We start from the raw sequence: 24,400 nt of genomic DNA, 5'->3' as shown, positions 1-24,400 counted from the left end.
ATTTTCCCTATTCCCTAAAACAAAATAATTTTGTACCTCACCATTATTGGAATTGCTATAATAAACATCTCCGAAAAAGAATATCGGCATACTAATTAACAACTATGAACAAATTTTGGAGTATTATAACTATTATTTTCAGCTCTATTAGTTGCCCAATTTTCCTCCATCATTTAGTTATATCAAAACCTATTATTTTTTCACAAAATTTAGCTATAGCCAGTCATAAATATAGTAGGGTGCATGGCAACACACCTAAACAAAATATAGGAGACAATAAAGAACTTTATGTAAGTCCTGAAATTGTAGAAAATACTATTCATAAATACAGAAAAATTGGAGCTATTGTAGAATTAGAAGGTCTAAACTTACCGGACCCAAAAGTCACAGGTAAAGCAACTATCCCTTTGCAATTTTTAGGAGGAGGAAAAGCCTTTACTTTAACAGCTACTCTAGGAAAAAAATCGGTTAATTTCCTATTAGATACTGGTGCTTCTACTTCTATTATTGCCACAGAAACTGTCAAAGAATTAGCATTAATAGGAAAACCAGTACCGCAAGAGCTTTTAACCTATGCAGTAGCAGGAGATGAATGCCCAGAAATGAAAGCTAATTTACATCGTTTACCTGTGTTAAAAATTGATAATGTCAAAGTAGAAGGATTAACAGCTTTAGAATTTACTACTACTATCATGCCAGAAGGATTATCGGGTGTTTTAGGAATGGATATTTTGAGTAATTTTGATGTAGAAATTTATCCTCAAACTCAAGAATTAAAATTATTGCCTCCTACTCCAATACCTAGCGCAAATATTGATGATGCCATTCCACTTAAAACTAAATTAGGTGTGATGTTAGCTGAGGTAGAAATTAATGGCAAAGGTCCATTTATTTTTATGTTAGATACGGGAGCAGAAAGTATTTTTATTTCTCAAAAATTAGCTAATCAGTTAAATATTTCTGCTGCTGAGAGACAAGAAATTCGAGTGCAAGGTTTTTGTGGCATAGAAATGGCAGAATATGCCTCTTTAGCTAAAGTAAAAATGGGAAATTATCAACTCACAAATTTAGAAACAGTGATTTTATCTTCCCCTGTATTGAAATTATTAGAAGTTGATGGAATTTTAGGGCAAAATTTTTTGAACAATTATCAGCAATATTGGCGGTTTAGTAACAATAATTCCAAAAAGCTTCTCATGGAGGGAAGTTTATTATTGATTCCTTTTGAAAAACTTTGATTCACCGGAGGAAGGAAGAGGGAAGAGAGAAGAAGGAAAAATATTACGTTGTCTGATTTTAAATTTTTGAATTGTCTGTACCCTTTACTTAGGGTTTGCGCTCAAAAGTCTTTTTGTTTTAGACCAAAAAATGCTACAACCAATATCAGTCAATGCGCGCGATATTTAATCAGCAAACCCTAATTAAACCGCCATGCTTTTGAGTAATTGTTTGAGCGATCGCTAAACCTAATACCAATTTGAAAAAAGAATGTTATGTCATTTCCGGATAATCAGTTATCAAAAAACTGGAATTGGTGAATCAACATAAGAATTAAGATATTTGGGCTAATGGTAATCAAGTAGGGACGTTCCATGGAATGTCCTTACCTTAATACCTATTCCCTAAGCACGAAAATCACAGCTAAATTCACCAACACCAAAACTTTATCTCTTCTTAGCTTTTCTTACCGAAAAATGAGGTTCAAAATCTTCCCTTTTAAGGGGATGAAAAAAAATCAATTCAGTATTTTCAAGCCTCCGGCTTTAGTCGGAAGTACTGATAACTGATAACTGATAACTGAAATGACCTTCTGCCTTCTGCCTTTCTTCTACATTACAACTGCATCTGGATCGTCAGTGAGACCTGTTCCTCGCACCTCAGTATCGCCTAACCATTCAGCACCATCAAAAACATTGTACCAAAGCCAACCACTATCTCCACGGCCTTGGTGAAACACATAGATTTGGTCATTGTATACTACTGCTGATGGACTCGAAGTAATTCCTGTTTTCTTGACCTCAGTGTCACCTGCCCATTCAGAGCCATCAAAAACATTGTACCAAAGCCAGCCACTGTCTCCCCGGCCTTGATGAAACACATAGATTTGGTCATTGTATACTACTGCTGATGGACCTGCAGTAATTCCTGTTCTCTTGACCTCGGTGTCACCTGCCCATTCAGAACCATTAAAAACATTGTACCAAAGCCAGCCACTATCTCCCCGGCCTTGATGAAACACATAGATTTGGTCATTGTATACTACTGCTGATGGATCGGCAGTAATTCCTGTTCTCTTGACCTCAGTATCACCTGCCCATTCAGAACCATCAAAAACATTGTACCAAAGCCAGCCACTATCTCCCCGACCTTGGTGAAACACATAGATTTGGTCATTGTATACTACTGCTGATGGACCCTCGCTGATGCCTGTATTGGGTACTTTTTGATCGCCAACCCATTCAGAACCATCAAAAACATTGTACCAAAGCCAGCCACTATCTTCCCGGCCTTGATGAAACACATAAATTTGGTCATTGTATACTACTGCTGATGGACCCGCAGTAATACCTGTATTGGGTACTTTTCGATCGCCAACCCATTCAGAACCATCAAAGGTATTAGACCAAAGCCACCCATTGTCTCCTCTGCCTTCGTGGAACACATAAATATTACTCATGAGATTATTGTCACTAATTAAATAATTATCCAAACACTATCATAGCTAGTTATAACTACTTAAAATTTATTGTTAAAAAACTTAGCTTAAGTACTTCATGATTTATGTAATGTCCGGTAGCATCTGGGTGAGGGTAGGAGTAAACCCACCCCTAACCCCTCCCAGGAGGGGAACTCAGGAGTCAACCTCTCCCAGGAAGGGAAGTTAGGAGGAATGGGAATTACAGAGGATGTAGTTGGAATAATTGTCCCTTAATTTTTTGCCCTTGTCTGCACAAAACGCTAGTTTTTGAGCTTTCTTGAGCGAAAAGCTGGCACTTTTTTTCAAAAAAATCAGTCTGAAACCTTTATATGTCAATACTTTTATGGTTGCTCAACAAGCCCTATATAGAGATACGGAATAGGGAAGATGGGAGAAAATTTCAACCTTTTTCCCCTATCCTCATTCCTGAATTTCCTGACTTCTTACTCCAGTAACCAAAAGCACATATCGCGTGCAAATATAACAAATGGGTCCTATAGTAGAAGGAAAAAGGAAAAATTTGGCCTTGTCTGAGTTTTAAGCTCTTTATCTTCCGCGCCCTTTCCTTCGACTGCTATATAGTTTAAAAGTAATCTTTACTGTCATCTAATTCATTATTGGAAGCTCTACATTAGCGATCGCTTAAAACTGTATACCAACAAAACTTCAGTTATTTTTAAGTCAAATAACTTTCGTTTTAATGGCAGGATATTTCAATGCTGAAGCCAGATAAATATTTGAATTCTAAAGATAACAATGAAGTAATATAGCACTACGCAAATAGAGCGCGGACATTTATAAGTGCTTAAACTCAGTCAGATATTACTTTTAGCTTTTGACTGTCAGATGTGCGTCTTACATTCTGAGGAAACCTCAGAATTACGCACTCTATGCATAACTTGCGCATAACGCTATACCTCCTAAGTTGTACTAATTTACCGTAACTTTTGAAATAGAAGAAAAGAAGATTTACTGAGTCTAGTCTTAAATTGACCTTAAACCTGGAATTATGCTTTACTAACTAAACTCAATCTCATATTTTTGAATAACCCAGAGTCTTGAAAATTTAAACCATCAGGTAAAATAGCATCAGCTAACTTAGAACGGTTTAAATTAACCTGGCTCAAATTCGTATCCAGTAAATTTACCCAACTTAAATCAGCACCATTAAAATTAGCTTTAGTCAAATTAGCACCGGATAAATTAGAACTGTTGAGGTCTACTTTACTGAAATTAGCCTTAGTCAGATTAGCACTACTCAAGTCTGCAACAATTAAATATGAACCAGTTAAATCAGCTTTACTCAAATCTGCACCCACTAAATTAGCACCAATCAAACTGATATCTTTCATCTTCGCATGAATCAGACAAGCATAACTAAGACTAGCATTAAAGAGAAAAGCATTATCTAGATTAGCTTGAGAAAGATTAGCGCAAAATAAAAAAGCACGATTTGCATCAATTTTTGAGAGATTCGCACAACTTAGGTTAGCATGACTCAGATTAGCTTCACATAGTTTAGCACCTGTTAAGTTAGCTTCACTTAAATTTGCTCCTACTAAATTTGTACCACTCAAATTAGCATGACTAAGATTGACTCCACTGAGGTTAGCATTCGTCAAGTCAGCATCACTAAAATCAGAATTACTAAAATCAGCACCACTCAGATTAATACTACTAAGGTCAACTTCCGGCAGCTCTACAGCAATAAAGTTTCTATTACCATTAGTATAATCTTCTAGCATTTGCTTGGCATCTCTTATGGGCATCTACAGCTAAATAGTTTAGGTTTGTTCTAAATACTATTATTCCAAAATACTAATCAATTATAATGAAGCTTAATTTTTTATTAAGTAAGTAAAAGCGATCGCTATATACTCAAGAGGAAAAATGATCGATAGTCAACTAAAAATAGTTTCTCTAATTCCTAGTGCCACAGAAATTGTTGCCACATTGGGATTAATGGATGCTATAGTGGGTAGAAGTCACGAATGTGACTATCCTCCAGAAGTTAAAAACTTGCCTGTTTGTACTCAGCCTAAATTTAATCCTGATGGAAGTAGTAGTGAAATTCATAATCGAGCTACAGAATTATTACAATCTGCCTTGAGTGTCTACCGTGTAGAAATAGAAACTCTAGAGAAATTAAAACCCACTTATATTATTACTCAAGCTCAATGTGATGTTTGTGCCGTTAGTCTAGCAGAAGTAGAAGCTGCTGTAGCAAATTTAACTAAAAGTCATCCTCAAATTATTTCATTACAGCCTAATTTATTGGCAGAAGTTTGGGCAGATATGGAAAAAGTAGCAATGAGTTTAGGAGTAGATGGAAATGAAGTAATTTCTCAGTTAAAATATAGGGTTAAAGCTTGTGTTGAAAAAACTCAAAATTTACCAGTTAGTGATATTCCGAAAGTAGCTTGTATTGAGTGGAGCGATCCGCTAATGGCAGCAGGAAATTGGATACCAGAATTAGTTCAGTTTGCTGGGGGAAATTCATTGTTTGGAGTAGTGGGAAAACATTCTCCATGGTTAAAATGGGAAGACTTATTAATTGCTAATCCAGATATGATAATTTTTATGCCTTGCGGTTTTGATTTAGAACGTACTCGCCAAGATACTATGGAGTTAATTAATCGTCCAGAATGGCAAGATTTACCTGTAGTTAAATCGGGCAAAGTTTACATTACGGACGGCAATTCTTATTTTAACCGTCCAGGGCCGAGATTAGTGGATTCTTTAGAAATTTTAGCGGAAATTTTACATCCCGAATTGTTTGATTTTGGTTATCAAGGAATAGGTTGGATGAAGTTGTCTTAAGCATAAGAAAAACAATTAATAATTAACAATTAATAATTAATAATTACCTCTTATTGAAGAGAAGAGGAATGACTTACAGGAAAAATTTTTCTTCTCTTGGTCGATTGGATATAGCGAGGAAACCCGCTCTTATCAGAGCAGCTCCGCTAACGCAATCCCACTCTTTGGGAAGCAGGGCTAACGACCGCTGTTTCTCTTTTAAAGTAGAAGCTTTAAACCTTAATTATTCGGTAAAGTACATTTTTCAACAAGCAATAGGGAGGAAAAATACAACTATAGTTTATGCTTATTGAGAAACCCTGTATTTCTGTATTTAGCCTAATTAGTTTGATACCTTAATTCTAAAAGATTCAGATGGTGCGCCATGTACAAACAACAAGTACAAAAAAGAAATCAACCTCAAACAATTTCAGACATTCAATTAATAAATATCTGGTTACAACAAATTCCTCCTGTAAATCAACAATCTCATTTATATCTAGCTCAAATGTTCCTGAAATTTGTCAAAAAGCCACTAAAAAAAGTAACTCAAGCAGATGTTTTAGCCTTTGCAAATGTTCAGGGTATTTCCTCTAATAATCGAGAATATTCTCAAAATAAACGATTAGAAACTATTAATTCTCTGCTAAAATTTGGTCGGCAAACTGGCATACTTCCTAATACTCAAAAACCTAATACTCAAAAACAGATCTTATCTCCTAATATTGAAAACTTCAACAAATCAGCTCCCTCTACATACAAAACAAAAAATCATCCTACTACTCGAAAAATACAGGAAAAGACCTTAAAATTGCGCAAACTATTGAAGATCCAGTTAGCTTCTACCTTCTTAATTATTTTTGTGTTACTTCTAGCAACTTTAAAACTATTTCGAGAAATGGGTGGGGGCGCAAATGCTGCCGATGAAAAATGGCCAGAAACAGTAGCTATTATGCCCGAGATTGAGCCAACTAAGAATTGGGCCTATCCAATCAATGTACCCAGGATACGAGCTTTTCTGGATACAATTGCTGTAACAGAAGGCACCACAGGTCCTAAAGGTTATTATCGCCAATACACAAACGACCATTTCTCTAGCTTTGAGGACCACCCTAGAGAGATGAAATGTGGCATTGATCGGAATAACGAAAAACTTTGTTCTGATGCAGCAGGTAGATATCAGTTTCTAAGTACATCTTGGGACCTTTATGCTCCGATGGTAGGAGCTAAACATTTTGGCCCCACTTATCAAGACCGTGTAGCTATAGAATTGATTCGAGAAAAAGATGCTCTGCAAGATATTGAACAAGGGAGAATTGAAGAAGCTTTTAGAAAGTTATATATGGTTTGGCCCTCATTTGGAGAAACACCTACAGAAGTTGAGCGACTCATGCCTAAACTTGTAGGAACTTACAATAATAACTTGGCTCGGTATAAACCCCCTGAGACATCTCCAGAACAAAAGCCTCAAATGTAGTTTGAAGGAGATGGGGTGATGGGGGGATAGGGGGATGGGGTGATGGATTTGATATAAAATATCACTATCAATTCTAACTTTTGACTTTTGACTTTAGTGAATGGGAATGGATTTGATATAAAATATCACTTCTAACTTTTGACTTCTAACTTTTGACTTTTGACTTTACTATGGTACTATGTCCTGTCTGTGGCACAGAATACATTGACACATCCCCAGAATTTTGTTCTGTCTGTAATTGGGATTTAACATCAGATGCCACTTTCCCTTCTACGGCAGAAATATACAAGCAAAAAGAAGAAGCAAAATTGAATTGGGCTAGACAAATGTGGCAAATTGTACAAAAGCAGAAAAATCAAAATGGTGATAATAACACCATAAATTTACCTTTTGCAGAAGTAGATAAGGTAAATCACGACCAAAATAATGGAGACCTCAAAAGACAACTAGATCGACTACAAGCTCAGTTAGATCAGGGAGCAATGGAACGCTTTCAGCTTCATTCTCAGCTAGAGTGGGTACTTTATCGCCTCGAACAGCTTAACCCAGAAATATTGACAGATACTCTATATCGTATTGAAGAAAATCTAAATGCCATGGCAACTCCAGAAGCACCAATGTCAGAAGTAGGGATAGACTATAACCCACTGATAAATCTTTTGGCTGCTGGAAAATGGCGAAAAGCAGACGAACTTACCTGGGAGTTGCTACTGCAAGTCACTCTCCGGGAAGATGAAGGTTGGCTACAGTTAGTAGATATTGAAAATTTTCCCTGTACAGATCTTCTTACTATTGACTGGCTTTGGGAATATTACAGTAATGGGTTATTTGGCTTAAACGTACAAAAACGTATATGGGAAAGTATAGGTGGACAATATGGAGATTTTTGCGATCGCGTTGGATGGCGAGATGGAGAAAGTTGGAAATATTATGATGAACTTAGCTTTAACTTACAAGCTCCAGAAGGTCACTTACCTGTAATTATATGGCGACGACGTGCTTGTTATGGAGTTGGTAAAATGATGGCTCCTGAAACATTTTTTGCCTTGATATCGCGACTAGCAATTTGTAGTAGGGGTAGGAGACAGGAGACAGGAGACAGGAGACAGGAGTAATGGGAATGAGCGAGGAGGTAGGAGTAAGAATTGTCCCAAGATTGTTCGGCCCTGATCTTGACCAAAATCCGCTCCTAATTGAACCATTACCACTTAAAACCTCGCACTTTTTGATACTTAAAAAGGCTAAAACCTTTATATGTAAAGACTTTTAGATTTAATCAGCAAGCCCTAAGTAGTAGATAAATAGAAATAGAGGTTAATTTTGACTTTCCTACTTTACCGAAAAATTGGGTTTAAAGCCTCCCACTTTTAGAGCAGCAGGGGCGATTCGCGTTTGCGGAGCATTCCCTAGGAAATCGCCCCTACCGACGGCCCTCTATATAACTTCTGACTTCTGACTTCGTTATCCTTTGACAGCTCCTGCAGTAATACCTTGAACAATTCGACGTTGAGCTATTAATACCAAAATTAATAAAGGAAATGTACCTATTACTGTTGCAGCAGCAATGGGGCCGTAGGGAATTTCAAATACAGAAGTACCACCTATTTGAGCTACTGCAACAGGGATAGTATACATTTCGGAACGAGTAATAAAAGTCAGAGCAAAAATAAATTCATTCCAAGCAAAAATAAAGGTTAAAATTCCTGTGGTTACTAATGCTGGAATTGTTAGAGGTAAGATGATATTCCACAACATAGAAATTGTACTGTAACCATCTATTTTGGCTGAGTCTTCTAAATCTTTTGGTAACTGTTGGAAAAAACTTCTTAAGACCAAAATTGTCAGAGGTAAATTTATCCCAGTGTAAGGAATAATTAGAGAGATGTAGTTATTACCTAAACCAAGAGATTTAATAATTTCTAACAGACCCAAAAATAATAATACATAGGGAAATAGACTGACGATTAAAATGCAGGCAAGAATGATATTTTCTCCAGGGAGTTTTAACCGTGCTAAAGTATAAGCAGCAGGGGCTCCTATTCCTAAACAAATAACTGTGGAAATAATAGACACAAAAGCACTATTAAAAACATAGCGGAGAAAACCCAAACCCAAACTAAGATAGTGGTCAAAAGTTAATTGATTGGGAGTGGGGAAATAGATATTAGGAACTGCTGATATTGCCTCATTTGTTTTGAAAGAAGTGAGTAATTGCCATAAAACAGGGGCTAGGAAAAATATGACAATTAAAACTACACTTACCCATAGAATAATTCTGCTAACTTTTACTGATGATTGATTTTTTGATGATGATTTTTCAGCTATAGACATTTTTGTATTCCTTATTTACAGCAGTTATTGAGTTGATGAGGAAATATTATTTCTTTTTTTCCCCTTAATATCATGTCCGGTAGCATCGGAGCGTGTATAGAATTAAGGTGACAATGAGAGAAAACCTTCTGCCTCCAGCATAGCTGCCTCCTGCCTTCCTTCCACCAAAGTCTAATTATTCAACCGGACATGATATAACTTAAAGCTTTTAGCTATTCTGGCTCAACCCCCGAGTTGCTGCAATTAGTGGTAAAATGGGAGAAAGCACAGAGAATGGATTTAAACTGGAGAATCCCAATATTCAAGTCTTTGAGAAGAAACCCAAAGCTGAAAAATCTGTATAGCGTTATGCGCGGAGCTAGGAGCTGTGATTTAACGGTGAGAGTGTCATTTCAGTTATCAGTTATCAGTTATCAGTTATCAGTTATCAGTTATCAGTTAACAGTTAACAGTTAACAGTTAACAGTTAACAGTACCTCGCAGCTATTCCCAGAGGCTTGACATAAGGAATATTCTCTTTTTTTATCCCCTTAAAAGGGGAGGCTTGAGACCTTTTTTTTTGGTCAAGAACATTATACTGTATTAACTCTACTTAATTAGGAGAATTCCAAGGATGTCCAAGACTGCTATCCAAGAAAAAAGGCTCACACTGGATGAATTTTTGTCATCCCCTTTAGCTAGTGAAAACTATGAATATTTCGATGGAGAATTAATTCAAAAAATGTCACCATTACGTTATCATTCCCGTGTCACACTTGCTTTATCCTCAATTCTTGAAGATTGGAATCAAGATAAGGGGGAAGTTGGTATCGAATGGTGTGTTCGCTTAAAACGAAATGACAAAGATTGGTGTCCGATTCCAGACTTACTCTATATATCTTATGATAAGTTAGGGGAGATTGAATTAGAAGATGATGCTTGCCCCATTCCCCCTGAATTAGTCATAGAAATTATATCACCTGCTCAATCTTTTAGTAACAAGAGTGAGAAAGCAGAAGCTTATCTAAAAGCAGGGGTATCCCTTGTTTGGTTAATTGATACAAAGGTTAAGACTCATCACCGTTTTTTATCCTGATTCTCCTCCACAAACGAAGCAAGGGGAAGATAGTTTAGGGAATGATTTATTACCTGAGTTAAGTTTAACTCCTCTGCAAATTTTCCAGAAAGCAAAGTTAATTTAGGTGTGAATGTAAATGTGGGGATTGTCTGATTCTAACGCGATCGCTTCTTGGTAGGCAGCAATTGCCTCAGAAAATCTTCCGCACTGACTAAAGGAATCCCCGAAATTTATGTAGATATCCAGAGACTGTTGAAGATTGAGTGTGAGTGCCTTCTGGAAGTAAGGGAGCGCTCCCGCAAAATCTCCTTGCTCACACTGAGTGTTGCCTAAGCCTAGAAAAACATTGGGTTGCTGTGTTTTCATGGCCTGTTGATTGTCATTAGCTTCAACAGCCATAGTTGTTGTTGATGAACCTTTGTCTTTGAACCAAGTTATCCCTTCTTCCACCGCTTCTATTAGAAATTTAGAAATATTGTAGAATTACAACAATTAGTTATTGAAAGAGTGGATGACCTTTGTGAATACTGTATATCTACAAAAACAAACAAAGTTATTATCAATAATATGAGGTAAAAATGACAGTTAAAAGTAATTTACAGCGGTTTTCATTTCAGTAGACCACAGTAGGGACGTTGCATGCAACGTCCCTACAGGGTTTTGGTTATGACGATATGGTTCATCAAGAGCGAAAAGCGCTGTAATATCCCTGTATGAAAATGAATATGAACAGTGGTTAGTAGAAACGATTAATGATTTTTTGTTGGTGCTTCACAAGATGAATTTTTGCTCTGAAGTTGAGCGTACGCTTCTACTAGGCAACATAATTATCCGTACATCCGTGGCAAAATCTGTGTCTGGCGATGTTTTGGCGTTGAATAAAAAGTCAGGTGTAGGTACGAGCAACTCCCAATAATTACATAGTACTATGATTTTGTTGCCGATGCAAGGGGAAATTCCTTTCGACGCCGATTTTTTTAGTGGCTACACAAAATGCAGATACTCTCTTTCTGGCTGGGCAAAATTTTTGCCTTGTGATGGAACAGTCAAATCTTTCTACCACTGACTTTTTCTTTATAGTGCTTCACAGAATGAGATTTTTTTCTGTAAGCCTGAGCGATCGCGACAGCGGAAGGTCGTTCTATCGCTTCTATATTTCTCCTGCTAATGATTTTTTGTTGGTTGGTGCTTCACAAGATGATTTTTTTCTCTGAAGTTGAGCGATCGCTTCTACTAGGCAACATAATTATCCGTACATCCGTGGCAAAATCTGTGTCTGGCGATGTTTTTGGGTTGAATAAAAAGTCATGCGTAGGTACGAGCAACCCCCAATAATTACATAGTACTATGATTTTTTTGTGGATGCAAGGGGAAATTCCTTTCAGCGTCGATTTTTTTTTTAGCTCCACAAAATGCAGATTAATCATCTCTATATTTATCGGTGCATCTGTGGCAAAATCATGGTCTTGCCCTGACTTCCGCTCACAGGGATTATGGCACGGATGCGCTCACACGGATTATGGCACGGATATACGGATTAATTTGCGGGAGGGAAAAGGGGAAAAGCTCACACGGATTATGGCACGGATATACGGATGGATGCAGGAAAGAGGAAAAAGGGGAAAAGCTCACAAGGATTATGGCACGGATATACGGATTAATTCGCGGGAGGGAACAGAGAAAAGAAAAAGAGGGATAAGGGGAAAAGAGGAAAAGAATAAAGAGGAAGATTCCTAGGAACCAGAGACAGACGAGACGACACGAAAACCACAACGGAAGTCGAGGAGGTTTGCACTGCCATAGTTGCGCCCGGCAGTCCGGCAAACCTTAGAACCGTTGTACCAGCTACCGCCACGGAGCATTCTTCTATTACTATTACCTCCAGTTTCCCAAGCACTACCATCAGTAGGCGCACCTTCATAATTATCATGCCAAACATCCTGACACCATTCCCAGACATTCCCGTGCATATCGTACAAACCAAAAGCATTAAGTGGAAAAATTCCCACATCTGTTGTTTCTTCACGATATATTCCTTTCGGTGCATCAGCATAAGTAGAGTTGCCATTAAAGTTAACTAACTCAGACGTTATAGTTTCGCCAAAATAAAATGGTGTTGTTGTTCCTGCTCGACAAGCATATTCCCACTGACTCTCACTGGGTAAACTATACTTTTTTCCTGTTATTTCTGAGAGTTTCTGACAAAAGTCTGTGGTGTCGTTCCAACTTACTTTTTCTACAGGACGACTCGCACCTTTAAAGTGAGAAAGATTATTTCCCATAACTGCTTCCCACTGTGCTTGAGTGACTGGATACTTTCCCATGAAAAATTCTGGCACATCTACATAATGTTGCGGACCTTCACTATCACTTCTCCCTGCTTCTGTCTCTGGAGACCCCATGAGAAATCTACCTCTGGGAATTTTTACCATTTCTAGGGAGACTCCATTGAAGTTTTCTGTCATTACTTCTGCTTGACCTTCACGACTACTTATTTCTTCTCCTCTACTGTTAACTGTGATGGTAGTAAACGTCTGAATAGAAAATTTTGGTGTTGGTTTAGGAGAAGGGGAAGGTTCTGGTGTTGGTTTAGGAGAAGTGGAAGGTTCTGATGTTGGTTTAGGAGAAGTAGAAGGTTCTGGTGTTGGTTTAGGAGAAGTGGAAGGTTCTGATGTTGGTTTAGGAGAAGTAGAAGGTTCTGGTGTTGGTTTAGGAGAAGTGGACGGTTCTGGTGTTGGCTCTTCTAGAGTTGGTTGGGAAGTAGAAATACTTTCTGGAGATGTTCCACTCCACAAATCTTTAGTTAACATTGCTGCAACAAACCCACCTCCTGCTAAACCTCCTAATGTCAATATTTGTCTTCTAGTTTTATTAGGTTGAGGTTGGAGTTTTGGTACTACTGTTTTTGTTTGAGTAGGTGTAGGTGCTGGAGTTGGTTGTGGTGTAGGTACTGGTGGAGTTGGAATATCTAACGCTTCTAATACTCCCATCGCATTTTCATAACGCAGCAGAAAATATTCATGTACCATCCTATCCAATATATCTGCCAGACGATCGCTCACTTTTGCTTCATTTCGCCAGATAATATGTTCTGTCTTAGAGTCTCTTGGTAAATTTTCTGGGTTTTTACCAGTCAGTGCTTTTATTCCTACCATTCCCACTGCATAGATATCGCTACTTAGTTTTGGTTGTCCTCTACTTTGTTCGCTTGGCATATATCCAGGGGTTCCGACTGCTACAGTGAAAGTTGTTGCACCTGGTTGGTTAGCTGTAGTTAATACACTTATTTCTTTAACCGCCCCAAAATCTATCAATACTATTTTGCTATCCGACTTACGGCGCATCAAATTTTGTGGCTTAATATCTCGGTGAATTATATTATTTTGATGAGCTACCGCTAATGCTTCTAATATTCCTTTGAGTAAGGTAATAGTATAAGACTCGCTTAATTTTTTCCCTGGCGTAAGTTCCCTACTAATATCGTGCCCTTCTATATATTCCTGTACTAAGTAAAATTCTGTTCCTTCCTGGAAATGAGCAAATAATTTTGGTATTTGGTCTGAGCCTTTGCCTAATTTATATAAGGTTTTTGCTTCTCTCTCAAACAACTTTTGGGCAACAGGCAAAATTCCTGGGTCTGAACTTTTAGGTTTAAGATGTTTAACCACACATTTCGGATTTTCTGGTAAATCTAAATCTTCAGCTAAGTAGGTGTCTCCAAATCCTCCTCTTCCTAGAGGAGACCCGATAATTTTGTAACGTTGTCTCAGGATTTTTCCAGACTGCATTTTCAGTTATCAGCTTTTTCAGTTATCAGTTATCAGCTTTTTTAGTTATTAGTTACCAGTTATGAGACTTCTTCTTATTCAGTTATCAGTTATCAACTATTCTTCAACAATTAACAATTAAACTCATTCATTATTAATTATTCATTATACGCAAGTATGGTTTTTTGGCCTAAGTTATTTGAGTATATATGAGCGCACCTTTTCCATTATGAATATAGTACCATGTCAAGTTTTTTTGTCAACCCCCCTTTTTTCAGTTATCAGCTTTTTTAGTTATTAGTTATCAGTTATTAGACTTCTTCTTATTCAGTTATCAGTTATCAACTATTCTTCAACAATTAGCAATTAAAGAATTAAACTCATTCACTATTAATTATTCATTATTTTAGTAGGCAAGTATGGTTTTTTTGGCCTAAGTTATTTGAGTATATATGAGCGCACCTTTTCCATTATGAATATAGTACCATGTCAAGTTTTTTTGTCAACCTCCCTTTTTTCAGTTATCAGTTATCAGTTATCAGTTATCAGCTTTTTCAGTTATCAGTTATTAGTTTTAGACAGAATAAATTTAACTTCTTCAGGACTTACGGAGGGAAATTAAATCAAGTGAGGGCGTTAGCGGAGCTTGGCGCTAGGCAATGCCATTCGCCCCTACATATGGCGTTTTCAAGGTTAATTTGTGTAAGTCCTATTCTGCCTTCTGCCTTCTTCCTTCTGCCTTCTTCCTTCTTCCTTCTTCCTTCTTATTCCAATTCCAATTCCAAAGGTGGCACAACTAAAGGTTGTTCTAATGGTTCTACTTCAAAAACTTCTTTTAATGCTTCATCTAAAGTTGGTTTCATAACAATTCGGTTTTCATAAGAAACAATAACTCTAGCTAAAGTTGGCAAACTATTTTGCTCTGCTTCTAAATAAATTGGTTCTACATAGAGCAAAGATTGATTCATTGGAATTACTAATAAATTTCCTTGAATTGCTTTTGCTCCTTGACGGTTCCAAAGAGAAATTTGTTGGGATATTTCTGGGTTTTGATTAATCAAAGCTTCTATTTGTTCAGGACCATATATTGGTCGTTGTTTAGGGAATTGATATAACAGCAACTTACCATAATTTTCCGCATCTGATCTAGCTGCCAACCAAGCAATTAAGTTGTTACGACTTGCTGGAGTATAGGGTAGAAAAAGAATAAATTCTTCTGAAGTTTCTGCTGGTAATTTTGTAATTAAATAATAAGGTTCTACTTTCTGCTGTTGATTACCATAAATCTCAATAGGTACTCGCCACAAATCTTCCCGATTATAAAATACACGGGGGTCATCCATGTGATAAGTTTCCAATAGTTCGGATTGTACTTTAAATAAATCTACTGGATAACGGATATGAGTATAGAGACTTGTTGGCATTTCTTCTATGGGAAAAAACATATTAGGAAATATTTTTTTCCAGGTTTTAATAATTGGGTCTTTGGGGTCAGCTACATAGAATTTTACTGAGCCATTGTAGGCATCAATTACAACTTTTACTGAGTTACGAATATAGTTAAATTCGTTATTTTCTGGGTCAGAATAAGGATAGCGATCGCTTGTAGTGTAAGCATCAAAAATCCAGTAGAGATAACTGGGAGTTGTTTGAGTAACATCTTGTTGATCGAATTGAGGATTAGCTACTACTAAATATGGGTCTTTATCGTAACGTAGAAACGGAGCGATCGCTCGAACTCTGGCATTAATATTGCGGCGATATAAGACTTTGGTTTGAGGTATAAATTCATTAGTGAATAACATTCTCCAGTTCTTTAAATATTTAGCAAATACCCATTTTTTCCAGCTTGTACCGATGACGATACCGCCACTGCCACTGTAAGTGTTATAGGTGTTTGTTTCCCCACTGGGATAGTCTAATTCTCTATCTTTTTCTGCAGTAGAAGTAATTACATGAGTATTGGTAAGTTCTCCATAATAAATTCTAGGTTTACCAATAGGAATACTGAATCTAATTCTTTCTAATACTTCTAAGGTACTATTTTTTTCAAAAGTTGGATCTGGTCCGATATTTTGAACGAAATATTCTGGTAATCCACTTTTTTCAACTTGATTAACTGGAGAAAGAGTAAAACCATAGCCATGAGTATAGACTAAATGTTCATTAACCCAAGTTTGTGCTGGTTGAGGTACAGATTCATAGTTTAGTTCTCTAGCTGCGATGATTACTTGTTGTTTTTGGGTAGGATTATTTTTTGTTCTTTCTTCTTTTTTCTTCAGAAATGTATAGCGGTCTATATCGGCATTTTTAAATTCATAATATGGTCTGATTTCTTGTAATTGTCGATTGGTTTGTAAAATTGGTTTTGTATCCCAAAGACGAATATTGTCGATGATTAATTTATTATTTATTAAGTCAGTATAGGTAAGTTGATTTTCTGGATCAAATAGTTTTACTTCTAATTTTTCTGGATCGAAATATGCTTCTCTAGTAAATTTAATACTACGTTTAATATATGGACTTTCTCTGTCTATTTCGTTAGGTTGTACCATAGTTATTTGTACAATTTTTGGTAATAACCAACCAATTACTACTGCGATGATTAAATACCATGTTAAGATAGCTCTTAATGAATAGCTATCAGCAAATAATTTTGCACTCAATTTTTTCTTTTTTTTCCTTCTTCGAGTCAAACGTAAAAATCGGAGACTGGCTTCAATATAAGGTTGAATATCTTTAATAGAAAAAATGGCTTGCCAAAACAAAAATAATGCGATTAATAATGCTAAAACTGCCAAAAATATATAAGCAGGAAGCTGAACTTTGACATCTGTATAACCAGCACCATAGATGACACCACGCTGAGAATAAACTAATTCAAAACAAGCTAGAAAGTAACTATAGGCTACGGTTAATATAAATCCTCCACCTAAAGCATGAAGATGTCTTTGTTGTTGTTGGGAAAATTCATAAAAGTTGCCTTTACTTAGACTGTTTCCAGACAATAAATAGATCAGAGTGCAAGCAACCAGTCCATATAAAAATAATCCTATTAACCAAAATTTTAATAATTGTAAGAAGGGAATTTGAAAAACATAAAAACTGATATTGATATGAAATAAATCTTCTCTTTTAGCAAAGGGAGTAGCATTAAATAGTTGTAATATATTTCCCCAATGACTTGAAAGAATAAAACTAAAAATTAAACTTAGAACTATCCCAAATATACTTAACCATAATACAGGATTAATAATGACAATAATACCTAATACAATAAATAATCCTAATAGCCACCAGTTAGACGGTATTTGATTGAGTATTTGCCACATTGATTCTATGCTAAATGCTGAAGGAATTTGTGGAGATACTTTCGCAACTGTGAAATCAGGATGCCAGTAATCAGTAAATACCTGAATATAATGAGTTAGAATCAGTCCTATGAATAAAATTAATCCTAATACTAAACATAACAACCAGCCTAGATTAAATGAGGGTTCAATACGCAACTTACTTGATGGCATAGTTACTGGTGGAATTAGCATCATTTCTTCATATACTTCGGTTTTTCGATTGTGATTTTTTTGATACTTAAATATACTTGCTAGTCTGAAATTTGCTAAAAAGAAGACTGATGCAATTACAAAAGTAATTATCCATAGCAAAGTTTCTGTTTGTAATTTAGTTATTAGTACGGGCAAATAATTAAGTTCTTCAAACCATAAAAATTCAGCCAATATGTTAGTAGATAAATCAAATATTACCCACAATCCTAATAGAATGAGAAATATAGTTACTATCTGTAGGAAGTTGAGATTTTCTAGTACTTTGGATGACCTAAGTTTTAGTCTGTAAAGAATATTAAATTTCATATAGTGTTTTTATTTGGGATGTGGAAACTGAGTTCTATTAAAAAGGGAATAGGGAATAGGTATGGAGGGAATAGTAAAGAAGGAAAAACAGTATTAACATAGTGGTAAACATCAGGATATATGGTACTCAAGACAGGGCTTTTTTATTAGAACAAATCTCAATCTAGATTTACATCTCATATAGCGTTTTTATTTGGGATGTGGAAACTGAGTTCTATTAAAAAGGGAATAGGGAATAGGTATGGAGGGAATAGTAAAGAAGGAAAAACAGTATTAACATAGTGGTAAACATCAGGATATATGGTACTCAATACAGTGTTTTTTTATTAGAACAAATCTCAATCTAGATTTACATCTCATATAGCGTTTTTATTTGGGATGTGGAAACTGAGTCCTATTAAAAAGGGAATAGGGAATAGGTATGGAGGGAATAGTAAAGAAGGAAAAACAGTATTAACATAGTGGTAAACATAAAGATATATGGTACTCAATACAGCGCTTTTTTATTAGAACAAATCTCAATCTAGATTTACATCTCATTTGGAAACGCTATAGAAGTCAGGAGTCAGGAGTCAGGAGTCAGGAGTCAGAATATAACATTCAGCTATTAGCTGTTAACGTTAGGAAAGCTCCTCTGTAGGAAGCTAGCTAAGTGCTGTTTGCGCAGCATTCCGCAAGAAATGCTTAGGTCATAATTAATAGGTATAATACCATTTTTGATGTTGTAAATTATCTTTTTCGTTCAATATACATTTCATATCAAGTCTTTTAATAGCACTTATTATTCATAACATCCTTTTTTTTTAAGTGGTATAAAATATGGGTTTTGATATTAGATACATTAGCTATAAAAGGTAGTCATGTACTAGGAAAACTCATCAAAAATTATATTTGATGATTTTCAATTTTAGATTTGATACTTTAGTTAATTAACAATTATATCACCTATATAGGGAATCACCTGATTTCTACCTTTTTGTTTTGCTTGATAAAGTGCTCGATCTGCTCCTGCAATTAAACTTTTATAAGTAGCTTCAGGGAAAGGGATAATACTAGATACTCCTAAACTTAGGGTAACTTGTTGATATGTTGGTGAATTTCGATGGGGAATCTGTAATTTATATACTTCTTGCTGAACTATATTGGCGATATGAATTGCTCCTTCTAGATTAGTATTAGGTAAGATAATAGCAAATTCTTCTCCTCCATAACGAGCTACTAAATCTGTAGGACGTTTGACTACTTTCGAGATAGCTTTTGCTACTTGCTGAAGACACTCATCACCTTTTTGATGTCCATAAGTATCATTATATTTTTTAAAAAAGTCTATATCGCACATGATTAAAGATAATGTTTTTTTCTCTCGCCCTATACGTAACCATTCTCTCTCTAAATATCGATCAAAACAACGTCGATTAGCTATTTTTGTTAATCCATCTAATGTAGCAAGTTGATATAATTCTTGATTAGCATTTTGCAGTTGTTGATAGAGTTCTGATTGTTGAATAGCAATTTCTAGTTGAATTCTTAACTGGTATAATAAATTTATTTCCCATTTTTTCCACTGGCGTTTCTCGCTACAGTTATGAGCAACTAATACTCCCCAAAATGTATCATCGTTAGTAGGATTAACTCCAACAACTAAACTTTTTTCTTGATCTTTTTCTTTTGGATTTAATATCCCATCGTCTACACGATGTTGACAATTAGCTAGGGTTTGCCCCATCCAGTTTTTGCTTCTTCCTTCTTCCTCTCTTGGTGCGCATTCCCTCTCTTGGCCAGCATTCCCTTGCGACTGGCGTCGTCGCGGGGTCTGACCGCTTGCGTCTGCCGCCGACGCGGGGTCGCACCGCTTCTTCCTTCTTCCTTCTTCAAGAGTTGTAGATTTTTGGATAAAAATTGGCATAATTAAGCAAGCTTTTATTTGGAAAAAATCTAATAAATTAGTATTACATAGCTTCACTTTGGATTGATAAATATCTGCGATCGCTAGAATTTTATCTGATTTTTTTTCTTGTATAAGCTGTTGAGTTGTAATTATATAATCATTAAATTCCCAATCTAACATTGAGTATTTTCCTGGTGTTAAAGATTCTGCTAAAACAAGGATAGATTTATCTAACATTTTTCGTTGAATAATTACTCGTTCTACCTGTAAAATATTTCGCACTTCATCTACAGCTTTTTGTAGAATTTCTGATAAGTTTAAAGACTGGCGAATACGCTCTGTTATCTTACGAATTAGTTGTTCTTGTTGAGTCTGTCTTTGTAGATAGTCTTCTACTTGTTTACGTTCTGTAATATCGGTGTAGGAACCTACCATTCGCAATGGGTTTTCTTTTTCATCCCAAAGTGCTTGACCTCTATCCAAAATCCATTTATATGTATTATCTTTACATCGGATACGATATTCAGCAGTAAAGTACGGTGTTTGACGATTAAGATGTTCTTGAATAGACTGTATTACTAAATTAATATCATCAGGATGAATACGACTTTTCCAATGATTTATATGATTAAAAATTCCCGTTTCTGTATAACCTAAAATTTCTTGACAACGAATTGAATAAAAACATTCATTAGTTTTAATATTCCAATCCCATATACCATCATTATTACCGCGCAACGCTAATTCCCAACGTTCTTCACTTTTTTTCAAATCCAATTCCATTTGTTTGCGCTGAGTAATATCTTTAATCAAGCCAATTAAATATTTTGGTTCTTGGGAAGTTTTGATTAAAGATATATTCAAATATGACCAAATAATTTTACCTTTTTTGTGAATTAAACGGTTATCATTTGCATAATTTTTGATTTTTTCTGTCATAAGAGAGCGTAAATTAATTTCACAATCTTGCTGTTCTTCTGCATAAATAATATCTATCAAATTTAACTTTGATAAATCGGCGTTACTATATCCCAAAATATTCCTAAATGCTTGGTTCACTCGGAATATTTTTCCTGATAAATTAGCAAAAAATATTCCCACTACAGTCTGTTCAAAAGTCGCACGAAATTTTTCTTCACTTTCTCTTAGTACTGCTTCAGCTAAAACATAGGAAGTGATATCTTGAAAAATTACTTGATAAAATTTTTCATCATTCTCTAAGTGAATAATTTTATAAATAATATTTACCCAAACCCAATTTCCGTCTTTCCTCAAAGCCAGAATATTTGGTATAACATTTTTACCTTTTTTTGCTGTTTCCAGTATTGTTGCTATTACTTTTTGCTGTATTTCTGGTGGATGGATTTGTTTGGCGTGCATTTGCACAAGTTCTTCTCTCTGATAACCCAATATTTCTGTAGCTTTAGAGTTAGCTTCTATAATCTTTCCCTGTAAATCAGCAATTAAAATTGCCTCACCTGCATCTTGCATAAATGCACGGTACTTAAGCTCTGATTTTTTTAATTTTTCTTCAGTTATTTTGCATTCTGTTATATCAACATAAGTTGTAATAATTATGTCATTTAAACTCGATATAAAAGTAGATGTCACACTAAGCCAAATCACTTCTTTACTTTCTTGAACCACTCCCATTTGTAAATTTTCAACAGTACATTTTTCTCTAAAAGCTACAATCCAAGCATATTCTTTTTTTGGCATCTCTGTGCCATCATATCTGATTATTTTTAACTCTAATTTAGCAGCTTTGATTGACTTAGTTTCCTGTCGTTGCCAACCAAAAATTTGCTTTGCTTTGCGATTAATTTCAATCAAATTACCTATATTATCTGTAACAAAAAATCCTATTTTTAAAATATTTAGTACAGCTTTATATTCCTCCAAATCGCGGTCTATATTTCGTTCTATTTGAGTCAAGTATCGATCGCCATATTGATTAATACATATTTTTTCAAAGGAAGTTGTTGACATCTTATTGAAATAATTAGTTGGTGAAACCCATGATTTTTTCCTGTATTTTCTATATAAATTATATAATTCAATAAAATGATGTTCAAATATATGTTTTTTCCCGTCTCTGGCGAGATATGATAATTGAAAATTATAGTTTTCTATAAGACTATGATTGAAAAGTAAAATAGGAGATTTTTTTGTACTATCATCTTCTACAATTTCCTGAAAAGTTGATATTTTATCGTTAGTTATATCTGTTGAAATACCATCGATCCTTACCGGTTCACCGCAAGTATTACAAATAAGTTTAGCTCGAACATCTAACCATCTAATTTCTTGTTCAGAACTAGAAGAGTAACGAACGATCCGATATTGTAGTTTTAAGAATTTATTTGAGCTAATAATAGCTATAGAATCTTCTACTTTTTGCCGATCTTCAGGATAAATGACTTCTAGCCAGGAGTGAGGATTTCTTAATAAATCAGATACTGGTTTTCCGTAGATTATTTCAGCACTATCACTAAGGTAAAGAAGATTTTTTGTTAATGGTTCAACTGACCACAACACACTTTCCATAGATGTGATAATGTTTTGGCATATTTCCTGACTATTTGCAATATATTGATGAGGATTATTCATAGCCTAAACTACCAAATTTATATAGGAAGTTGAAATTTTAGGCGTTGGTGAATTTAGCTATGATTTTCGTGTTTAGGGAACAGGGAACAGGGAACAGGGAACAGGGAACAGGGAACAGGGAACAGGGAACAGAGAATAGGAAATAGGAAATAGGTAGGGACGTTGCATGCAACTTCCCTACAGATCTTGATTACCGAATAATTAATAATTAATAATTAATAATTAAATAATTCTGGTTTAAAACATCCCCTTTTAAAGGGAAAAAAGCGGTCGAGGGATGGATGGGTTTCCTAACCATATCCAATGGACCAAGAGAAGAAATAATATTTCCTTATATTCAATTCCGTAACGGTTTTAACCAGAGGTAATTATCAATTATCTATCATCAATTATCCATTATCCATTAATGAAGGTTCGCCCAAATATCTTAAATTAATAGTTTGATTCACCAACGCCAAATTTTAAAGTTGACCCAAACAAAACTTAATATAGCACTACGCATTAAGGTGTTTGACATAAATAAAAGCTGAAACCCTTTTGTATTCCCCTGTTGCTGCCTTGCGCGTCACACTATAATAATGAAATTTTTTATCAGATCCTTGATTAATATCAGTCACTTTTACCGAAAAGCGACGTTGAGAGCAAGCGTTTTTTAACCGGGGGATGAAAACAAGCGAGTCGTTTAGACTGGACAACTTTAGTTGTCCTGTGCTATTATCTGGATATACAAATGTTTAGACAAAAGTAAGCAGAAAGCAGTAGGGGCGATTCGCGAATCGCCCCTACTTAAGCCGACTGTGTAGGGGCACCTTGACTTGTCCCCAAAGAATATATCTTTGGTCAGCTAAGAAGAAACGAAGCAACAAGGATTTATCGGTGTTGCGTAGTATCAACTTAGAATCCCCTCGGTAATAGCTGCGGGGAGTAGTCAACCATATCCATTTATACAATTTCACAGCTAAGGATAAGTTAATTATAATTTATAATTAGGGTTTGCGTATGAAAAGTCTTTTTGCTCTTTGTAGGTAGTAGGGACCCACCCCTAATCCCGACCGTGGAGGGGAAAAAGGGAGTAGTTAGGACGTAGAATAAATGGGAATTACATAGTCAGTGGCCAAAACAATAGTCAGAGTGATTTTTCGGCTTTTGCTACCCGAAAATCCTCACTTTTTTAACCATTACTTGCTGAAAAGCTCATACTTTTTCCAGACATAAAAAGCCTAAAACCAATTTCAGTCAATGCGCGCGATATTTAATCAGCAAGCCCTAATTATTTCCCACTAATTATAGAAATGGCTTAAGTAGTTATTCTTATTCTTTTCCGATAACTTTAATAATAATAAGAGAAAAAGTTTAATTTAGGAGATTGATTAATCAAATGAAGGACATGACAAAATCTGCTCTGGTATTTGCGCTATCCTGTCTTATGGTAGTTGTATCCTTCTTGGTATCGACAGATATCAGTTTAGCTGACTCCTCCGGATGTTATTGGATGGAAAACTATACAGGCCAATACACCTGGGTTGCTGCACCCCAAGGCAATGTTGACAAGCAACAGTGCTATGCTCTTGATAGTTGTGATGGCGGGCTAGGGGAATCCGGTGGCGGTTGTTATAAATGGGCTATGGCAGCCGATAATCCCCGAATTCCTTGGATTATTTGTCCTTCAATTGCTGGGATGTATGTTGAGAGTTATGTTGATAATAATGGAGAAAACCAATATACACAACATACAATTAGTTGCGAGGATTGTTGACATCCTCCCCGGCCTAAAGGCACGGGGATTCCTACCGAGCCTTAGCTCCTCGGCGGGTTGACGTTTCACAGGCTGCTGCTACCTTGGCGGTAGTCTTACGCTTGCCTCCACGTCCGTTTAGAGTCTCGGACTGCCAGCCCGCGAC

General features: G+C 35.8%; 15 protein-coding genes. 8 read left to right on the top strand and 7 right to left on the bottom strand.

Features of this window, described 5'->3' with window-relative positions:
- Positions 1–104: 104 nt before the first annotated feature.
- Entirely contained in the window at positions 105–1,238 is a 1,134-nt protein-coding gene (locus F6K54_RS08945) for a retropepsin-like aspartic protease (protein ID WP_293076635.1), read from the top strand.
- 590 nt (positions 1,239–1,828) lie between these two features.
- On the opposite strand, the gene F6K54_RS08940 is transcribed toward F6K54_RS08945, so the two are convergent.
- Entirely contained in the window at positions 1,829–2,677 is an 849-nt protein-coding gene (locus F6K54_RS08940) for a hypothetical protein (protein ID WP_293076633.1), read from the bottom strand.
- A 1,028-nt stretch (positions 2,678–3,705) separates the two neighbouring features.
- Entirely contained in the window at positions 3,706–4,467 is a 762-nt protein-coding gene (locus F6K54_RS08935; protein ID WP_293076631.1) for a pentapeptide repeat-containing protein, read from the bottom strand.
- Positions 4,468–4,588: 121 nt separating this feature from the next.
- Here F6K54_RS08935 and F6K54_RS08930 point away from each other — a divergent pair, with 121 nt between their 5' ends.
- The 3 genes from F6K54_RS08930 to F6K54_RS08920 all read left to right on the top strand — a co-directional run bounded on the left by F6K54_RS08930 (position 4,589) and on the right by F6K54_RS08920 (position 8,089).
- Complete coding sequence (locus F6K54_RS08930; protein ID WP_293076629.1) at positions 4,589–5,518, top strand: cobalamin-binding protein; 930 nt, start codon at positions 4,589–4,591, stop codon at positions 5,516–5,518.
- Between the two features lie 364 nt (positions 5,519–5,882).
- Positions 5,883–6,974, top strand: a complete 1,092-nt coding sequence (locus F6K54_RS08925) for a glycoside hydrolase family 104 protein (RefSeq protein ID WP_293076627.1) — start codon at positions 5,883–5,885, stop codon at positions 6,972–6,974.
- A 170-nt stretch (positions 6,975–7,144) separates the two neighbouring features.
- A complete protein-coding gene (locus F6K54_RS08920; RefSeq protein WP_293076625.1) occupies positions 7,145–8,089 on the top strand; it encodes a GUN4 domain-containing protein in 945 nt (314 codons plus the stop codon).
- Positions 8,090–8,435: 346 nt separating this feature from the next.
- Here the strand turns inward: F6K54_RS08920 and F6K54_RS08915 are convergent, their stop codons facing one another.
- Complete coding sequence (locus tag F6K54_RS08915; protein ID WP_293076623.1) at positions 8,436–9,305, bottom strand: carbohydrate ABC transporter permease; 870 nt, start codon at positions 9,303–9,305, stop codon at positions 8,436–8,438.
- A 613-nt stretch (positions 9,306–9,918) separates the two neighbouring features.
- Here F6K54_RS08915 and F6K54_RS08910 point away from each other — a divergent pair.
- Positions 9,919–10,380 carry a Uma2 family endonuclease gene (locus F6K54_RS08910; protein WP_366558084.1) on the top strand — a complete coding sequence of 154 codons (462 nt, stop codon included), beginning with the start codon at positions 9,919–9,921 and terminating at the stop codon, positions 10,378–10,380.
- 102 nt (positions 10,381–10,482) lie between these two features.
- Here the strand turns inward: F6K54_RS08910 and F6K54_RS08905 are convergent, their stop codons facing one another.
- The gene (locus F6K54_RS08905; RefSeq protein ID WP_293076621.1) at positions 10,483–10,812 is read right to left on the bottom strand and encodes a tetratricopeptide repeat protein; all 330 of its coding nucleotides are present in this window, start codon (positions 10,810–10,812) and stop codon (positions 10,483–10,485) included.
- Between the two features lie 530 nt (positions 10,813–11,342).
- Here F6K54_RS08905 and F6K54_RS08900 point away from each other — a divergent pair.
- Positions 11,343–11,576 (top strand): hypothetical protein, encoded by a 234-nt coding sequence (locus F6K54_RS08900; protein WP_293076619.1) that lies wholly within the window; start codon positions 11,343–11,345, stop codon positions 11,574–11,576.
- On the top strand, positions 11,560–11,697 hold the full coding sequence (locus F6K54_RS08895; RefSeq protein ID WP_293076617.1) for a hypothetical protein: 138 nt from the start codon (positions 11,560–11,562) through the stop codon (positions 11,695–11,697). The genes F6K54_RS08900 and F6K54_RS08895 overlap by 17 nt, the downstream gene beginning before the upstream one ends.
- Positions 11,698–12,095: 398 nt before the next feature.
- Here F6K54_RS08895 and F6K54_RS08890 read toward each other — a convergent pair whose 3' ends face one another.
- From F6K54_RS08890 to F6K54_RS08880, 3 genes are all read right to left on the bottom strand, one after another.
- Positions 12,096–14,150 carry an SUMF1/EgtB/PvdO family nonheme iron enzyme gene (locus tag F6K54_RS08890; RefSeq protein WP_293076615.1) on the bottom strand — a complete coding sequence of 685 codons (2,055 nt, stop codon included), beginning with the start codon at positions 14,148–14,150 and terminating at the stop codon, positions 12,096–12,098.
- Between the two features lie 743 nt (positions 14,151–14,893).
- Positions 14,894–18,001 (bottom strand): UPF0182 family protein, encoded by a 3,108-nt coding sequence (locus F6K54_RS08885; protein ID WP_293076613.1) that lies wholly within the window; start codon positions 17,999–18,001, stop codon positions 14,894–14,896.
- 925 nt (positions 18,002–18,926) lie between these two features.
- The gene (locus F6K54_RS08880; protein WP_293076611.1) at positions 18,927–22,499 is read right to left on the bottom strand and encodes a PAS domain S-box protein; all 3,573 of its coding nucleotides are present in this window, start codon (positions 22,497–22,499) and stop codon (positions 18,927–18,929) included.
- Positions 22,500–23,925: 1,426 nt separating this feature from the next.
- Between F6K54_RS08880 and F6K54_RS08875 the strand changes: the two genes are divergently transcribed.
- A complete protein-coding gene (locus tag F6K54_RS08875) occupies positions 23,926–24,255 on the top strand; it encodes a hypothetical protein (protein ID WP_293076609.1) in 330 nt (109 codons plus the stop codon).
- Positions 24,256–24,400 lie beyond the last annotated feature (145 nt).

Source organism: Okeania sp. SIO3B5, from assembly GCF_010692555.1.
Taxonomy (GTDB): Bacteria; Cyanobacteriota; Cyanobacteriia; order Cyanobacteriales; family Microcoleaceae; genus Okeania.
The sequence above is the reverse complement of the archived record's forward strand: the minus strand, read 5'-3'. Positions and strand labels throughout refer to the sequence as shown.

Excerpts from the sequence above, each read along its gene's own strand:
- F6K54_RS08890 (WP_293076615.1), bottom strand. The coding sequence starts at position 14,150 with ATGCAGTCTGGAAAAATCCTGAGACAACGTTACAAAATTATCGGGTCT.
- F6K54_RS08910 (WP_366558084.1), top strand. The coding sequence starts at position 9,919 with ATGTCCAAGACTGCTATCCAAGAAAAAAGGCTCACACTGGATGAATTT.
- F6K54_RS08925 (WP_293076627.1), top strand. The coding sequence starts at position 5,883 with ATGTACAAACAACAAGTACAAAAAAGAAATCAACCTCAAACAATTTCA.
- F6K54_RS08875 (WP_293076609.1), top strand. The coding sequence starts at position 23,926 with ATGGTAGTTGTATCCTTCTTGGTATCGACAGATATCAGTTTAGCTGAC.
- F6K54_RS08940 (WP_293076633.1), bottom strand. The coding sequence starts at position 2,677 with ATGAGTAATATTTATGTGTTCCACGAAGGCAGAGGAGACAATGGGTGG.
- F6K54_RS08935 (WP_293076631.1), bottom strand. The coding sequence starts at position 4,467 with ATGCCCATAAGAGATGCCAAGCAAATGCTAGAAGATTATACTAATGGT.
- F6K54_RS08920 (WP_293076625.1), top strand. The coding sequence starts at position 7,145 with ATGGTACTATGTCCTGTCTGTGGCACAGAATACATTGACACATCCCCA.
- F6K54_RS08930 (WP_293076629.1), top strand. The coding sequence starts at position 4,589 with ATGATCGATAGTCAACTAAAAATAGTTTCTCTAATTCCTAGTGCCACA.
- F6K54_RS08945 (WP_293076635.1), top strand. The coding sequence starts at position 105 with ATGAACAAATTTTGGAGTATTATAACTATTATTTTCAGCTCTATTAGT.
- F6K54_RS08915 (WP_293076623.1), bottom strand. The coding sequence starts at position 9,305 with ATGTCTATAGCTGAAAAATCATCATCAAAAAATCAATCATCAGTAAAA.
- F6K54_RS08880 (WP_293076611.1), bottom strand. The coding sequence starts at position 22,499 with ATGAATAATCCTCATCAATATATTGCAAATAGTCAGGAAATATGCCAA.
- F6K54_RS08895 (WP_293076617.1), top strand. The coding sequence starts at position 11,560 with ATGATTTTTTTCTCTGAAGTTGAGCGATCGCTTCTACTAGGCAACATA.
- F6K54_RS08885 (WP_293076613.1), bottom strand. The coding sequence starts at position 18,001 with ATGAAATTTAATATTCTTTACAGACTAAAACTTAGGTCATCCAAAGTA.